Annotated in this window: 13 protein-coding genes; 6 read left to right on the top strand and 7 right to left on the bottom strand. The window is 72.8% G+C overall.

Annotated elements, in window-relative coordinates:
* Positions 1–170: 170 nt before the first annotated feature.
* The 6 genes from AB0B40_RS00470 to AB0B40_RS00445 form a co-directional block, all read right to left on the bottom strand.
* Complete coding sequence (locus tag AB0B40_RS00470) at positions 171–812, bottom strand: carbonic anhydrase (RefSeq protein ID WP_345048266.1); 642 nt, start codon at positions 810–812, stop codon at positions 171–173.
* Positions 813–1,622: 810 nt separating this feature from the next.
* Positions 1,623–2,897: a hypothetical protein gene (locus AB0B40_RS00465; RefSeq protein ID WP_345048268.1), complete on the bottom strand. Its 1,275-nt coding sequence runs from the start codon at positions 2,895–2,897 to the stop codon at positions 1,623–1,625.
* Between the two features lie 38 nt (positions 2,898–2,935).
* Complete coding sequence (locus AB0B40_RS00460) at positions 2,936–4,204, bottom strand: HAMP domain-containing sensor histidine kinase (RefSeq protein ID WP_362261727.1); 1,269 nt, start codon at positions 4,202–4,204, stop codon at positions 2,936–2,938.
* Positions 4,195–4,848: a response regulator transcription factor gene (locus AB0B40_RS00455; RefSeq protein ID WP_055705962.1), complete on the bottom strand. Its 654-nt coding sequence runs from the start codon at positions 4,846–4,848 to the stop codon at positions 4,195–4,197. Before AB0B40_RS00455 ends, AB0B40_RS00460 begins: the two co-directional genes overlap by 10 nt.
* Positions 4,849–5,322: 474 nt before the next feature.
* Complete coding sequence (locus AB0B40_RS00450; protein WP_362261724.1) at positions 5,323–5,760, bottom strand: histidine kinase dimerization/phospho-acceptor domain-containing protein; 438 nt, start codon at positions 5,758–5,760, stop codon at positions 5,323–5,325.
* Between the two features lie 30 nt (positions 5,761–5,790).
* Positions 5,791–6,387 (bottom strand): hypothetical protein, encoded by a 597-nt coding sequence (locus AB0B40_RS00445; protein ID WP_345048272.1) that lies wholly within the window; start codon positions 6,385–6,387, stop codon positions 5,791–5,793.
* A gap of 184 nt (positions 6,388–6,571) precedes the next feature.
* Between AB0B40_RS00445 and AB0B40_RS00440 the strand changes: the two genes are divergently transcribed.
* The 3 genes from AB0B40_RS00440 to AB0B40_RS00430 are packed head-to-tail and all read left to right on the top strand — an operon-like array spanning position 6,572 to position 11,920.
* Positions 6,572–10,609, top strand: coding sequence for a Pls/PosA family non-ribosomal peptide synthetase (locus AB0B40_RS00440; protein WP_362261720.1), 4,038 nt, complete (start codon positions 6,572–6,574; stop codon positions 10,607–10,609).
* The gene (locus tag AB0B40_RS00435; RefSeq protein WP_362261717.1) at positions 10,606–11,283 is read left to right on the top strand and encodes a BPL-N domain-containing protein; all 678 of its coding nucleotides are present in this window, start codon (positions 10,606–10,608) and stop codon (positions 11,281–11,283) included. Before AB0B40_RS00440 ends, AB0B40_RS00435 begins: the two co-directional genes overlap by 4 nt.
* Before the next feature lie 4 nt (positions 11,284–11,287).
* Positions 11,288–11,920: a 4'-phosphopantetheinyl transferase superfamily protein gene (locus AB0B40_RS00430; RefSeq protein WP_362261715.1), complete on the top strand. Its 633-nt coding sequence runs from the start codon at positions 11,288–11,290 to the stop codon at positions 11,918–11,920.
* A 48-nt stretch (positions 11,921–11,968) separates the two neighbouring features.
* Here AB0B40_RS00430 and AB0B40_RS00425 read toward each other — a convergent pair whose 3' ends face one another.
* On the bottom strand, positions 11,969–12,169 hold the full coding sequence (locus AB0B40_RS00425) for a hypothetical protein (protein ID WP_066991418.1): 201 nt from the start codon (positions 12,167–12,169) through the stop codon (positions 11,969–11,971).
* Between the two features lie 157 nt (positions 12,170–12,326).
* Between AB0B40_RS00425 and AB0B40_RS00420 the strand changes: the two genes are divergently transcribed.
* From AB0B40_RS00420 to AB0B40_RS00410, 3 genes are all read left to right on the top strand, one after another.
* Positions 12,327–13,004, top strand: coding sequence for a response regulator transcription factor (locus tag AB0B40_RS00420; protein WP_345048279.1), 678 nt, complete (start codon positions 12,327–12,329; stop codon positions 13,002–13,004).
* A gap of 3 nt (positions 13,005–13,007) precedes the next feature.
* Positions 13,008–14,384, top strand: coding sequence for an ATP-binding protein (locus tag AB0B40_RS00415; protein WP_362261711.1), 1,377 nt, complete (start codon positions 13,008–13,010; stop codon positions 14,382–14,384).
* A gap of 98 nt (positions 14,385–14,482) precedes the next feature.
* Complete coding sequence (locus AB0B40_RS00410) at positions 14,483–15,163, top strand: hypothetical protein (protein WP_362261708.1); 681 nt, start codon at positions 14,483–14,485, stop codon at positions 15,161–15,163.

The raw sequence follows: 15,163 nt of genomic DNA, 5'->3' as shown, positions 1-15,163 counted from the left end.
GGGCCGGGCGGATGCCTGACGGATTCGGCTGAGCTGCGCCCAGCAGTCTGGCAGACCGGGCACAGCTCGTGCCGCCAGCCGTCGGTGACGACTGTTCCCCATCCCCGGCACACCTCATACGAGGGTCCTCCGAGCACGGCAATCACGCTGATCAGTCACGGCCAGGGCGGTCAGGACGCGGCGGGGACTGCCGCGTCGAGGCCACGGGAAGCGACGAGCTGTGCACTGCCGTCGGCCAGGCGGTAGCACACGCCCACCACGGCGGCCTTCCCGGCGGCTACCTTCTCGGCGAGCACACGGGAGCGGTCCAGCAGCAGGTCGACGGTGTGCCTTATGTGCTCGGCAAGGATCTCCTCGGGCTCAACCCGTCCGGCGGCACGCGCCGCCAGCACGCTGGGGGTCACCCGCTCCACGACGTCCCGCACGTACCCGGCCGGCGCCATTCCCTCCTCCAGCGCGGCGCACGCCGCACCGACCGCGCCGCACGAGTCGTGACCGAGGACCACCACCAGCGGGCAGCCCAGCACGTCCACCCCGTACTCGATGCTGCCCAGCACCTCCGCACCCGCCACATGGCCCGCGGTGCGGACCACGAACAGGTCGCCCAAGCCGCGGTCGAAGATGATCTCGGCGGCCAGCCGGGAGTCGGAGCACCCGAACAGCACGGCGAAGGGCTGCTGGGACGGTGCGATCTCGGTGCGGCGGGTGGCGTCCTGGTTCGGATGTTCGGGGGCGCCGGCGACGAAGCGCTGGTTACCGGCCAGCAGCAGCTTGAAGGCCTCGCGGGGCGTCGAAGTGTTGATCTCGGTCATGGCCGCAGCCTACGAGCCCGCACCAGCCGTCGCACCGCCTGGCCGCCGGAGCTTGCCGGGTCCGGGTCTGGCCACGTTGTCGGCCTTGTCATCGCCCCCAGGCGCCGGAGCAAAAGGACCCCGCTGCGGAACCCAGCGCGCGGCGCTGCAGATGATCCCTAGGATGATCACGGCGGCCTTGTCGTCGTCTGTCATCGTCCGCCTCGCCGAGCGCGTGCCGCCGGAGGTGGCCCATGAGTTCGGGTCGGTGTTGCTGCCGGGCCCGGTAAGGCCCGCGCGCGTCGGCCGGCGCCGAGCGATGATCTCCGGCCGGCCGGCGGGTCGACCTCCTCCGCTTCGGCGAGGGCCGGTACAGCGAGCGACCGAGGGGTGCTTGCCCGCGTTTTTCCGGTCCTGACGGTCAGCTTCTTCGCGATCTCCGGGACGGATACGCCGCGGTCTTTGAGCGCGCAGGCCCGCGGGATACCAGTGGAGGTCACGGCTACCGCCAGCTCGCCGACGGCGGCGTGGCCGATCGGCCAGGCCGCAGTGTTTGATCCGACAGCTGCCTCACTGCTCACAGACCGGCCGGGTCCACGCCGGCCTCGGCGACGAGCACTAGGCCGACCGCCATACGGCAGACGAACTCCTCGGCGACGGTCTCGGCGACCATGTCCCCGGCCTGGGTGGACTACTTCGACGCCCCGAGCACCCCGGTGCACGCGCCGTCTCTGTCAGCGACCCGCCGGACGCGGCCGCCGGCACATGCACGCCAGCGGCCACTTCGGCGTCTGCGGACATGCCCGGGCCGGCCGGGCGCTGTCCGGTGTGTCAGCCCATGTCCGTCAAGAGGGCGTTCAGTTCGCTCTCCTGCTGCGCAGGCGACATCGGCGGGTTCGAGTGATCGATACCGAAGGTCTTGAGCACCTTGTCCATCTGGGCGTCGATGGAGGTCCAGCCGGTCTGGTCCAGCGGCTGCAGCGAGGCCTGGTCGGCGTCCCACAGGTCACGCAGTGACTGGGCGGCCGCGTGCGCGCCGGTCGCGTTCCCCGAGCGTGCGTCCTTGAGCGAGGTGGAGGCGAGGGTCTTCAGCGCGGCGACCTTGGCGGGCGGGAACTTCTTCACCGCCTGGCCGGGAGCCATCTGCACGGCGGAGGTGTTGTCGGTTTCCGGCGCCGGTCCGACGTGCGGCTGGCCGTGGGCCCACACCAGCAGGCCCGCGGTGGCGACGGCCAGCAGTCCGAAGCCGGCAAGCGCGGTGCGCTCCTTGCGCGGGTTGCTGGTGGCCGGTGCGGCGTGGGTCGCCTCGTGGGTCTCGGTCACGTCCGAGCGCGTCACCGTCAGGTAGACCACCGTCGCCAGGATCAGGCCGAGGAAGATCAGGCTGGTGGTGAACGTGCCCAACGCGAGACCGGTCGGGTCGCCCGGGTTCTGGGCGACCTTGGGGGAGGCGAGCCAGTCGCCGATGTTCGCGCCCAGAGGGCGGGTCAGGATGTAGGCGAGCCAGAAGGACAGTACCGGGTTCGCGCCGAACTTCCACAACAGCGTGATCGCCGCGATGAGGCCGAGCGGCAGCAACACGGAGACGCCCGGGCTCCAGCCGGTCAGCTCCAGGGTCCAGTCGCCGGTCGCGGTGCCGAGCGCGAAGGTGACGAGAACGGCGAGCCAGTAGAACGACTCACGCGGCAGCGTCGTGACCGAGTGGATCGAGAGGGTGCGCTCACGTGCCCACCACACGCCGAAGACCGCCGCGAGCAGCACCGAGAAGACCGCGGAACTGATCCACAGCGGCACGTTCAGCTGGTCGGTCAGGATGTCGGTGTACAGGGTGCCCGTGACGCTGACAACGACGACGGTCAGCCAGTAGGGGAACGGGACGTACCGCTTCAGCCGCAGCTGGACGGCCAGGACCACCACGAACACCGCGGTGAAGATCCAGGCCGTGTTCACCAGGCCGACGCCCAGCTTCATGTTGATCCAGTCGGCGAAGCTCTCACCGACGGTCGTGCACAGGACTTTGATCACCCAGAACCAGATGGTGACCTCGGGGACCTTGTTGAGCATGAGCCGCCCGCTGCGCGTGCGTGCTTCCGTTGTCGTTGTCATGCAGGGAGGTTTACGCGGGGAACCTGCACGTAACCTGACTACGTGGTTGCACGGGCGGCCGGGAGTGTCACCTCGACGTGACCGCGGCCGTCCGCGATCGCGCGGACCTCCGCACCGGCCGAGGCGGCGATGCGCCGGACCACCGGCAGCCCCAGCCCGTACCCGTCGCCGCCGCTCACACCCGCTTCGAAGACCCGGTCGACGTCCGCGGGATCGAATCCGGGTCCGTCGTCCAGGACATCGACCACGATGGCCTCGCCCTGGGTGCGCGCGGTGATCCACACTCGCGACCGCGCATGCCGCAGGCCGTTCTCCAGGAGGGGTGACAGCAGCGACACGGCGACGTCGGCCGCCACGGCGACCTCGACCTTCCAGGGAATGGCGACCTCGACCGCGCGGCCGGCGATCGCCTGCCGCGCGGCGGAGCGCAGATCGCATCGGGTCCCCTTGTCCGTCCGTGCGCGCGCGGCGCGCAGCAGCGTCGTGATCGCCGCATCGAGGCGGTCGACCTCGCTCAGCACCGCCTCCGGCGCCACCGGCCCGCCGGACAGCTGCGCCAGCTGCGCCTCGGCCCGCAGGACCGTGAGCGGTGTCCGCAGCTCGTGGGCGATCTCATCGGTGAGCCGGCGCTCGTCCGCCAGCGCGTTGTCGACGCGCTCCAGGAGATGGTCCAGGGTCCGCCCCAGTTCCCCGAACTCGTCGCGGGGGACCCCGAGGTTGAAGCGGCGCCCGGTTTCGTGATGGCCCCATTCGTCGGCGAGGGCGGCCATCTCGTGCACCACCCGCAGCGCGCGGCGCACCACGATGTGTGCGACACCGCCGGCGAGGAGGATCGTGAGGCCGCCCAGTATCAGGGACAAGGTCAGGCTGCGCTGCTCGGATGTCTCGTAGGGCGTGAGGTCCACCCGGACGATCACCATGACGTGGTGGCCGTCGATCGGGACCTTCCGCGCGTACAGGAGGTAATCGCCGACCGACGCGGTCTGCGATCGCCCCGAGTCCGCCAGCTCCTCGACGCGATCGACCACGCTCGGCGGCACGTTCCCGTCGAGCAGGCGGCCGTCGGCATACACCCAGGCGACCTCGTCCAGCGCCTCGCTGCCGTTCTCCGTCAGTACGACACGGCCGCCTTTGGCAGTGACGTTCGCCGCGACCGCCTCGGCGCGCGTACGTGCCAGATCGCGCGCGTCGGCGTCCGTCACCCGGCTCAGCAGCACGTGCGAGACCACGACCAGGACCGCGACCACGGCGGTGGCGATCAGCACAGTGAGTGCGACGACCCGCTTGCGGAATCCCGTCACTGCCATCGGTAGCCCACGCCGCGGACGGTCGCCAGACGCTCGGCCACACCCAGCGGACCGAGCTTGGCCCGCAGCCGGCGCACATAGGAGTCGAGGGTGTTGTCGCTGACCTGCGCCCCGTGCGGCCAGCCGGCAGCGATGAGGGCGTGGCGGCGTACCGCGTCGCCCTGCGAGGCGATCAGGCGGCCCAGCAGCCGGAACTCGGTCGGGGTCAGGCTCATGCTCACCGAATCGTAGGTCACCACGTGCTTCGCCGGATCGAGGACGACCTCGCGCGGTGCGGGCGCCACGGTGGCCCGGCGCAGCAGCGCCCGGACGCGGACCAGCAGTTCCGGGATGTCGAAGGGTTTGGTCATGTAGTCGTCGGCGCCGGCCTCGAAGCCGCCCACCTTGTGATGCAGGCCGTCCAGGGCGGTGAGCATCAGCACCGGCGCGTCGACGCCGCGAGCCCGCAGGGCCAGGCAGACGTCACGGCCGTCGGCGTCCGGGAGCCCGAGATCCAGGACGACCAGATGGGGCGCCGGTGCGAGCTGCCGCAGCAGGCTGTCGGCCGTGGCGGCGACGGAGACGGTGTGGCCGTCGTGCTCCAGGGCGCGCTTGAGGACGCCGCGGACCGCCGCGTCGTCTTCGCACACCATGATGAAAGCCACGTGCTGACCCTAGATACTCCCGTCCCGCTTCTCCATCTGCCCTGATCAGCGGCCTGCTGAGGAGCAGGCCGGCTCTCAGCCTCCTCTCAGTGCTCCGGTCGCAGGCTGGAAGCGTCAAGCAGTCAGGGACAGGTAAGGAGAGGAGCGACGAGGAACGTCCGAGACGAGCGCCGGGACAGGGAGGCGGACTCCCGGGAATGGACGCGGCACGACGACGGCTGTGACCGTCGGACAACCGGCGACCCCTACGCTGGAGGGCAGCCCGAGGAGCGGCGGGAGACGGACCTCGAAGGACGGCGGGGGCAGCGACCGGTGCTTCGGTGCTGTAGCGGGAGACGAAGCGCACGTGGACCACGCTGAACATCGGCATCCACGCCAAAAAGGGCAGCGCTCACGCTCATAGCACCCTCCCGAGCGGCAAGGGCACGCAGCACCACCGCGTCTCGTGTTCCGCCCATTCCCGGATCGTGACCATCACCTTCCAGTTGGGACAGGAGAAGCGATTCCTGGGATCGAGGCCACCGTGATGCATCCCGGAACAGGATGGCGACGCGTGACGGCGGTCGCAGCCGCGGCCACGCTGGGCGTTCGGCCGCGCGGTCGTCCTGTCCTACGCCGCCGCGGTGTTCCTGCCAGGCCCCGGAGCTGTGCCACCGGAGTGTCCCCGGCAGCGTGGCGGCGCGGCCGGTCCGGGGGGCGGGACAGGCGCAGTACTTCCTCCACCGTGTGGAGAAGACGGTGGGGGGCGGCCAGCGCCTCGGCCAGTAGGGGTCTCAGCTGGGCGTCGTCCTCCTGCGCGAGGCCGGCCTCCAGGGCCAGTTGCGGGCCGGCGAGGGGGGTGCGCAGCTGGTGGGAGGCGTTGGCAGTGAAGCCGCTTTCTCGGCGCAGGAGTTCGGACAGGCTGTGCAGCATCTCGTTGTGGGTGCGGGCGACCTGGTCGATCTAAGCGATGCTGCTGGGGGCCGCCCGGGCGTTCAGGTCGCCTTCGGTGACCGCGCGGCAGTGACGGGAGAGATCCTCCAGCGGGGCGGCCAGTACGCGTGCCTGGCGGCGGGCGACGAGGACGGCGACGGTCAGCGCGACCACGGCCACGCCCAGCAGTGCCGCCCATGCCACCAGGACGCGGTCCCGCACGGCAGCGGCAGGGGACGACGCCCGTACGACTCCGATCACGTGCTCGGCGTGCGAGACGGGCACGGCCGCGACCAGGTCACCGGCGGCCCGGCCGCGGACGGCCTGTCCGCCGAGGGCCCGGTGGACGGGGGCGTCGGCGGTCGCGGGGTCGTTACCCGCCCGCAGCCGCGCCTGCGGGTCGTACAGGCCGAGGTGCCCGCCTGCCCGGGGTGCGGAGAGCTCCACCGGGTCGCCGGTCGCGCAGTCCGGGCTCACCCGGACGGCACCGGCCAGGGCGGCTCGTTCCAGGCTGTCGTGCCGGCCGGCGTACAGGGCGGAGCGGACGGCCAGGGCCAGGGGGACGGCGAGGAGGACGACGGCGACCAGGGCGGCGACGACGGCGACTCGCACCACGCGCTGTCTCATGCCCTCATGATGCTCCTCCCCCGGCCGGCGAAGCGGCATCCGCGTCGCACAGCCAACGGCCGACCGGCACCGCCTCTCAGCGTTCTCTCAGCGTGTGCCCTCCAGGCTGGAGAAGTGCCAGGGAGATGTGCGCGCCCGAGCCTCCACCACACCACTCCCGGACCACGATCCAGGGGAAAACGCCATGACTTCCGACACCGCCGCTCCGCCGCTCGCCCCGGCCCCGCCCACGGGCCGCGCGGGACCGGCCGGTGAGGGCGTCGCCGGGCTGAACCGGTTCTTCGAGAACGCCTGTGACCGAACGCCCGGCGCCGTGGCTCTCGAATGCGGCGCCCGGCGTCTGACCTATGCCGAACTGGATGCCCGGGCCAACCAGATCGCCCACTTGCTGCGCCGTCTCGGCGTCGGCCCGGACAGCCGCGTGGCTCTGCTCCTGCCGAGGTCCGTGGAGATGTACGCGAGCCTGCTCGGCGTGTGCAAGGCGGGTGCGGCGTTCGTGCCGGTCGATCCGGAAGCGCCCGCCGACCGGGTGGCCCACGTGGTCCGGGACGCCGGTGTCGACGCGGTACTGACCGGCTCCGCCCGTGCGGCCGACGCCAGGCAAGCTCTGCCGCGCGGGGTGTGCGCGGTCGTGGAAATGGACTCGTGCGCCGGGGAGCTGGCGGCGCTGCCCACGACCCGGCTGGCGGAGGAGGCGGGCGCCGGGACGGATCCGGCGGCCTACGTGATGTACACCTCGGGGTCCAGCGGCAGACCGAAAGGTGTCGAGATCGCCCGGTCGAGCATCGACAACTTCGTGCGGGTCGTATCCCCGGTGTACGGCATCCGGCCCTCGGACCGCGTCTACCAGGGCATGGCCATCTCCTTCGACTTCTCGATCGAGGAGATCTGGCCCACCTGGGCGGCCGGTGCCACGCTGATCGCCGGCCCGTCGGGCCCCGCACGGCTGGGCGCGGAACTCGCCGACTTCCTGGACCGGCACCAGGTGACCGTCCTGTACTGCGTGCCCACGCTGCTGGCGACCATCCCGCGGGACCTGCCACGTCTGCGCAGCATCTTCGTCGGCGGCGAGGCGTGCCCCGCCGCGCTGGTCGAACGCTGGAGCAGGCCGGGGCGGCGCATCCTCAACACCTACGGGCCCACCGAGACGACCGTCACCGCCACCGTGCAGGAGCTGCGTCCGGGGCGTCCGGTGACCATCGGCCGCCCCCTGCCGACGTACACGGTGGTCCTCCTCGACGAGCGGCGTGAGCCTGTGCCGCGGGGGGCCGTCGGGGAGATCTGCCTGGGCGGGCCGGGGATCGCCCGGGGCTACGTCGGCCGCCCGGACCTGACCGCCGAACGCTTCATCCGTCACGCCCTCGCACCCGGGAGCGGGCGCCTGTACCGCACCGGGGATCTCGGCAGGATGACCGCGCAGGGCGAGATCGAGTATCTCGGCCGCGCCGACGCGGAGGTGAAGATCCGCGGTTACCGGGTGTCGCTGGAGGAGATCGAGAGCGTTCTGATGGAGGACCCGGACGTCGCGCAGGCGGCCGCGGCGCTCGTCCCGCGCGACGGCGGGGACGAGCAGGCCCTGGCCGGGTACGTCGTGCGGGCCGACGGCGGCGGAGCCGACGAGGCGGCGCTGGCCGCCCGGCTGCGTGAACGCCTGCGGCGTGCGCTGCCCGCCTACATGGTCCCGGCGACGCTGGACTTCCTCGACCGGCTGCCGCTCTCGCCGAGCGGCAAGACCGACCGGTCGCGGCTGCCCCGGCCGTCCGGCCGCCGCCTCGCGCCGTCCGGCCGCGTGGCTCCGGTCCGCGACGAGAGGGAGGCGCGCGTGCGGGACGCCTGGGCCCGCGCGCTCGGTGTCCCTCCCGAGGAGGTGTCGGCCGAGGCCGACTTCTTCACCGACCTCGGCGGGCACTCCCTGCTCGCGGCCCGCGCCGTGTCGCTGCTGCGGGAAGAGGGCCACGGCAGCAGCCCGACGCTGCGCGACCTGTACGAGAACCCCACCGTCCGGACCTTCACGGCCCGCCTGTGCGCACAGCGGCGCGACGGCAAGGCGGTACAGCACCGTCACGAGCCGCCGCTGAGGCACGGCCGGGCGCGGATCGCACGGGCGGGGCTGACCCAGGCGGCGGCGCTGTACTCCCTCCTGCTGCTGCTCACCACCCCGCTGGTCCTCTCGTACGCGGGCCATCACGGTGGGCTGTCGGCCTCGGGCGCGGCCGCACCGGCGCTCGCCGTACTGGCCGGCTACACGACCGTACGCTGGCTCGCCCCCGTCCTGCTCGCCCGGCCACTGGCAGCCGGGATCAGGCCCGGCCGGTACCCGCTGTGGGGGGCCACCTACCTGCGGCTGTGGACGCTCGACGTGCTGCTGCTCGGTGTGAGCCCGCTACGGGTGCTCAGCGGGTCCGCGCTGATGGGCCCGTACTTGCGACTGCTGGGGGCGCGGGTCGGCCCGCGCACCACCATCGCCACGAGTGTGATCGGCCTGCCGGCGCTGTTGCGCATCGGCAGTGAGGCGGCGATCGGCTACGGAGCGGTCCTGCGCCCCTGGCAGGTCACCGACGGATGGGTCACGGTCGCTCCGATCACCATCGGGACGCGGGCGTACGTCGGCGCGGGCGCCGTCTGCGCACCGGGTGCCGAGCTTCGCTGCGGTGCCGCGCTCGGCGAGCAGTCCCTGGTGGGACCGGGCGAGACGATCCCCGCCGGAAACCGCCGGGCCGGATCGCCCGCCCGGCCCGTCGAGGCTCTCTCGCCGCTCGCCGAGTCACTGCTGAACGCCCCGCGTTCGGCGGACCGCCGGCGGCCAGGGGTCGTGGCCGCCACCCTGCTGGGCCTGGCCCTGCTGGAAGCGGTGCCCGTGGTCGCGGCGGCGCCGGGCGCCGCCCTGTGCTGGTGGGCGTGGCGGCGCGGTGAGCCCGCCGCGGCCGCGCTGTTCGGGCCCGTCTTCGTGGCCACGGTGTGCCTGATCGTCGGCCTGGGCAGGCGGGCGGTGCTGCGCAGGACGCCGGTGGGTGCACACCGCGTACGGTCGGGGCTCGGAGTGCGCAAGTGGGTTGCGGACAAGCTCCTGGAGGAGAGCCTGGCCCTGACCAATTCGCTGTACGCCACCCTCTACACCGCCCCCTGGCTGCGGCTCCTTGGGGCACGGGTCGGTCGCGGTGCCGAGGTGTCCACCGTGGCCCACATCGACCCGGACCTGCTCACCCTCCACGACGGCAGTTTCGTCGCGGACATGGCCGGTGTCGGCGTCGCCGCGTTCGCCGCCGGCCACATGGCGGTCGCACCCGCCGAGGTGGGCGAGCGCGCCTTCGTCGGGAACGCGGCACTCGTGTCCGCAGGTACCCGGCTCGGCCCGGGCTGCCTGGTCGGTGTCGGCAGCGTGCCGCCCGCCGGCCGGGTGCCGGCCGGTAGTACCTGGCTGGGCTCGCCCGCGCTACGGCTGCCGGTGCGCCAGGACAGCGGACGCTACCCGGAGCGTCTGACGTTCCGGCCGGCCCGCGGGGCCGTACTCGGCCGCCTGGCCGTCGAGTTCTTCCGCGCCACCCTGCCCGCCACGCTGCTCGCCGCCGGCGGCTCCGGGTACCTGCTGGCGCTGTCCCACCTGGGCCGCCGCACCGGGCCGGTGGCCACGCTGCTGGTGTCCCCGCTGCTCGCCATGGGTGCCACGGCTGCCGTCGTCGGGTGCTGCGCGCTGGCCAAGTGGGCGGTGGCCGGACGGTACCGGCCGTGTGTCGAACCCCTGTGGAGCCTGTTCGTCCGCCGGACCGAGTTCGTCACCGGCCTGTTCGAGGCCGCCGCGGTACCCGCGGGCGTCGGCGCCCTGTTGGGAACCCCCTTCCTGCCGCCCGTACTGCGCCTGTTCGGCGCCCGCATCGGCCGGCGCACCTGGATCGGCACCACGTACCTGACCGAGTTCGACCTGGTGGACGTGGGCGACGATGCCGCGATCGGCATGCACGTCTCCCTGCAGACGCACCTCTTCGAGGACCGGGTCATGAAGATGTCAACCGTGCGCGTGGGCCCCGGTGCCAGCGTCGGCCCGCGCACGGTGGTGCTGTACGACGCCGTGGTCGGCGCCCGGGTACGGCTCGGCGCCCTGTCCCTGGTCATGAAGGGGGAACACCTGCCCGACGGCACAAACTGGCAGGGCCTGCCGGCCGAGGGCTGCACCGGGCCGGCGCTGCCGTCGGCGGGGGAACCGGCCGGGAGATACCGGCCATGACGAATCCGTCCGGGGCACGCCGCCCGCTGGCCCTCGTCTACCGCGGGCCGGCCGCCCTGCCCGGCTGCCCGGAGGCGGTCGCGGACCTCCTGGCCTTTGGACCGTGGAACCTGGACGTCCGCTACACCGGGCCCCACGAGACGCTCCCGCTCTCGGCCGCATCGCTGTCCCGGGCCGTGCTGTACGCCCAGCCCGGTGGCGGCACACTCGACTCCGCCTACCGCATCCTGCGGCCGCAGCGCCGGGCGGTCCGGGACTTCGTCCGCGGCGGCGGCCGCTACCTGGGCTTCTGCCTGGGCGGCTATCTCGCCGGAGCCACACCGGGCTTCGGCCTCCTGCCCGGCGACACCGATCAGTACATCGCCACCGCGGGGGCGACGGTCCACGACGAGGGCTCCACCGTGGTACGTGTGACCTGGCGGGGGTCCCCGCGCAGCGTGTACTTCCAGGACGGCCCCGTCTTCGTCCTCCACGAGGACGCCGGCGCCCGGATCCTCGCCCGCTACGACAACGGCGCGCCCGCCGCTGTGGTGGCCCGCTTCGGCGCGGGCCGGGTGGCCGTCGCAGGGCCACACCCCGAGGCCACGGACGACTGGTACACCGATCACGGCCTGCCCGTGCACCACACCCTGGACCTGGCCCGCGACCTGGTGGAATCGACGTGGCGGGAGTGAGCCCATGGCAGACCCCGGCCTCCGTCTGTGGCTCGTACACACCGCACCCGGCACCTGGCAGCCCGACCCGATGCTCCTGGACGCCGCGGAGCGGCGGCGTGCCCGCGCCTTCGACCGGCCGCAGGACCGCCTCCGGTACGTCGCCGCGCGCACCGCCCTCCGCCTGCTGCTCTGCGCCGGAACCGGTGTGGCCCCTCGGCACGTGGCCCTCATCCGGCAGCCGTGCCCGGTGTGCGGCGGCCCGCACGGCCGGCCCGGGCTCGTGGACGGCCCGCCGCCCTTCTCCCTCGCCTACAGCCAGGACCTCTGCCTGATCGCGCTCGCCCGAACTCCCGTCGGCGTCGACCTCGAACGCGTCCCGCCCCCGGAGGCCGTAGCCTCCCTCACCACCCTCCACCCCCGGGAACAGTCCGAACTCGACCGCCTGCCCGGCCACGAGCGGGCCCTGGCCTTCACCCGGGCCTGGGTGCGCAAGGAAGCCTGGCTCAAGGGGATCGGCACCGGCCTGACCCGGGGACTGTCCACCGACTACGTCGGCACGGGCGCCGGCACGGCCGCGCAGCCCGCGGGCTGGACCATCACCGACGTCACCGTCGACCCGACGCGAGCCGCGGCGATCGCCGTACGCGACGGCTGACGGCACCGTCCACCGGTGCCGTCAGCCGTGCGGGGCCGCCGCTGTCTCCTATCCGAAGGGCCGTTCGGCCACGAACGCGGAGCGCACCAGACGCTCCCGCCGCTCGTCCTCCGTCTCCCGGCGTCCCTCGTCACGCCGCCGGTCGTCGCGCCGCTCCCCGGTCTCACGCCGGCCGTGGCGCTCCCGCTGCCGCGAGCGCCGCGAGGCGTCCTCGCCCCGGTCCCGGCGCTGCTCCCTGAGGTCGTTCATCGTCGTCCTCCTTGCCCGCTCCGTGACTTCATTGAGGACTCCAGCCTGCGATCCGGGTACTGAGAGCAGGCTGAGAGGAGCCCCGCTTCTCAGCTCCCTCTCAGCCGAACGGCCGTCACCGTTCACGGCTATGGTGGACGGGAGAGCAGAGACTGCCATGCGGACGCTGATCATCGAGGACGAGCGCTCACTCGCCGCGGCGATCGCCGAGGGACTCGCCGCGGAGGGCTTCGTCACGGACATCGCCCACGACGGGCCGGAGGGGCTGTGGCGGGCGCTGCACGAACCGTACGACGTGATCGTGCTCGACATCATGCTGCCCGGCCTGTCCGGCTACGAGGTCCTCAAGCGGCTGCGTCACGCCAGGGTCTGGACGCCCGTGCTGGTGCTCACCGCGAAGGACGGCGAGTACGACGAGGCGGACGCCCTCGACCTCGGCTCCGACGACTACCTGAGCAAGCCCTTCTCGTACGTCGTCCTCGTAGCCCACCTCAGGGCACTGCTGCGCCGCGGCGCACCCGCCCGGCCCGCGGTGCTCCGGGCCGGCGACCTCAGCGTGGACCCCGCCCGCCACCGCTGCCGACGCGGGGAGCGGGACATCGAGCTCACCGCCCGGGAGTTCGCCCTGCTGGAATACCTGGCCCGACACACCGACGAAGTGCTCAGCAAGACGGACATCCTCACCCACGTATGGGACGAGCACTTCGACGGCGACACCAACATCGTCGAGGTGTACGTCGGCTATCTCAGACGCAAGATCGACGCCCCGTTCGGCCGCAGCACCATCGAGACCGTCCGCGGCGCCGGATACCGGCTGCGCAGCCCCGCGGGGTGAGCGGTGACCGCCGGCGCCCGGTCCTGGTGGGCCCGCAGGTCGCTGCGGCTGCGGCTGACCGCCGCCGCGGCCCTGGTCATCGCCGCCGGCCTGGCCTCGGCCGCCGTCCTCCTCGTCGTCTGGCTGCGCGCCAGCCTGATCCAGGGCCTGGACACCAGTGCCCTCCAGCGCGCCGAGGTCGTCGCGGCGGACGCCGACACCACTCCGGCCGGTGCGGAGATCCCGGCCGCAGACCACGGAGAGGTCGCCATACAGATTGTCGACCGCACCGGCACCGTGGTCGCCAGCTCGGGAAACCTGCGCGGCCGACCGCGGGCGTTCTTCTTCCCGGCGAGCCGGTCGAGCACGCCGCGGGCGCACACCGTTCACGGCATCCCGGTGGGCGAGAACGGATCCTGGCGGGCCGTGGGTGTCCCCGCCGGCTCGGCCGGGAATCCCGTGACGGTGTATGTCGCCGTCCCCACCGAGAGTGTCGACCAGGGGCTGGCCCGGCTCACGGCCGGCCTGGCCGTCGGGACACCGGCCGTCGTCGTCCTGCTCACGGCGGTGGTGTGGCGGCTCACCGGCCGCGCGCTGCGCCCCGTGGAGGTCCTGCGCGCCCAGACAGCGGAGATCACCGCCTCCGACCTCGGCCGCCGACTGGATGTGCCGCCCACCGCGGACGCCCTCGCCAGGCTCGCGCGCACACTGAACGACCTGCTGGAACGCCTGGACACGGCGACCCGGCGGCAGCGACGCTTCATCGCCGATGCCGCCCATGAACTGCGCAGTCCCCTCAGTGCCCTGCGCACCCGTCTCGACGTGGCCGCCCGGCACGCCCGCTCGCCGGAGACACGGGCCCTCGCCGTGTCCCTGCTGCGGGACGGCGAACGCCTCACCCGGCTCGTCGACGACCTCCTCCAGCTGGCCCGGCTCGACGACCGGCCCCGGATCCGGAGCCGCCCCGTCGACCTGGACGAGATCGTCTTCACCGCAGTACGCGAGGCCCGCCACCGCACACAGCTCCCGGTCGACCAGCGCGCCGTCGGCGCGGCACGCGTAGTGGGCGACGCGGACGCCCTCGCCCGCGTCGTACGCAACCTCCTCGACAACGCCGTGCGCCACGCCCGCACCCAGGTGACGGTCAGCCTGCACACCCAGGACGCCATCGCGCGGCTGGTCGTCGCCGACGACGGCCCCGGCATCCCGGCCGCCGACCGCGAACGCGTCTTCGAACGCTTCACCCGCCTGGACGACGCCCGCTCCCGTGACACCGGCGGCAGCGGCCTCGGTCTGGCCATCGTCCGCGACGTCGTCAAGGCCCACCACGGCCGCACCCTGATCGAGGACAACCACCCCGGAGCCCGGCTGGTCGTCCTGCTCCCCGCCCAGGAGCCCTGACCCCCGCCGCGGATCCGGGGACGCCACCCTCGCGTTTTTGCCGTCGTCTAACCGTCGCCGAGCGTGGTGTTAACCGGCCTCTTCCTAGCGTGAGTGCCATGACCGTCCGGTCCGGCGACTCCCTGGAGGGCAGTGGCATGGCAGCACACGTAAGGACGTCCGCGGCTGTGGGGCTGGCGCTTGTCGCTGCGGTGACCGCCGGCTGCTCCGGCTCCGGGTCCGGCTCGACGGCGTCCAAAAGCTCCCCGCGCGCGACCGCGGCGCAGTCCTCGTCGTCGGGCGGCGCGCAGAACAACGCGGCCCCCACCGAGTCCAACCCGCCCGGCGACATCCCCGACAACCAGGCGTACGTGCCCTTCCGCGGGCCCGGCTTCACCGTGAAGGTCCCCGAGGGCTGGGCCCAGACCCAGCGGGACGGCGGCGCCACCGCGTTCACGGACAAGCTCAACACTGTACGGATCAACGCGCACTCCGCCTCCACCGCTCCCACGACCGGCTCCGTCACCAACACAGTTGTTCCGCAACTGCGCGTGCAGGTACCGAAGTTCGCGGCGCCCAAGGTGTCCGAGGTGACCCGGCACGCCGGCCGGGTCGTGCTGCTCACCTACCAGGGTGACTCGCCGAAGGACCCGGTCACCGGCAAGGTCGTGCGGGACGCCTTCGAGCGGTACACCTTCTACCGCTCCGGTCACGAGGTGAACCTGACGCTGTCCGGGCCGGTCAACGCCGACAACGTCGACCCCTGGCGCATCATCAGCGACTCCTTCGCCTGGCGGTGA

The sequence above is a fragment of the Streptomyces sp. NPDC042638 genome (assembly GCF_040647235.1).
Classification (GTDB): domain Bacteria; phylum Actinomycetota; class Actinomycetes; order Streptomycetales; family Streptomycetaceae; genus Streptomyces; species Streptomyces rameus.
The sequence above is the reverse complement of the archived record's forward strand: the minus strand, read 5'-3'. Positions and strand labels throughout refer to the sequence as shown.

Coding starts and splice junctions, on each gene's coding strand:
- AB0B40_RS00435 (WP_362261717.1), top strand. CDS start 10,606: ATGACGAATCCGTCCGGGGCACGCCGCCCGCTGGCCCTCGTCTACCGC.
- AB0B40_RS00460 (WP_362261727.1), bottom strand. CDS start 4,204: ATGGCAGTGACGGGATTCCGCAAGCGGGTCGTCGCACTCACTGTGCTG.
- AB0B40_RS00420 (WP_345048279.1), top strand. CDS start 12,327: ATGCGGACGCTGATCATCGAGGACGAGCGCTCACTCGCCGCGGCGATC.
- AB0B40_RS00445 (WP_345048272.1), bottom strand. CDS start 6,387: ATGAGACAGCGCGTGGTGCGAGTCGCCGTCGTCGCCGCCCTGGTCGCC.
- AB0B40_RS00450 (WP_362261724.1), bottom strand. CDS start 5,760: ATGCTGCACAGCCTGTCCGAACTCCTGCGCCGAGAAAGCGGCTTCACT.
- AB0B40_RS00425 (WP_066991418.1), bottom strand. CDS start 12,169: ATGAACGACCTCAGGGAGCAGCGCCGGGACCGGGGCGAGGACGCCTCG.
- AB0B40_RS00410 (WP_362261708.1), top strand. CDS start 14,483: ATGACCGTCCGGTCCGGCGACTCCCTGGAGGGCAGTGGCATGGCAGCA.
- AB0B40_RS00465 (WP_345048268.1), bottom strand. CDS start 2,897: ATGACAACGACAACGGAAGCACGCACGCGCAGCGGGCGGCTCATGCTC.
- AB0B40_RS00430 (WP_362261715.1), top strand. CDS start 11,288: ATGGCAGACCCCGGCCTCCGTCTGTGGCTCGTACACACCGCACCCGGC.
- AB0B40_RS00440 (WP_362261720.1), top strand. CDS start 6,572: ATGACTTCCGACACCGCCGCTCCGCCGCTCGCCCCGGCCCCGCCCACG.
- AB0B40_RS00470 (WP_345048266.1), bottom strand. CDS start 812: ATGACCGAGATCAACACTTCGACGCCCCGCGAGGCCTTCAAGCTGCTG.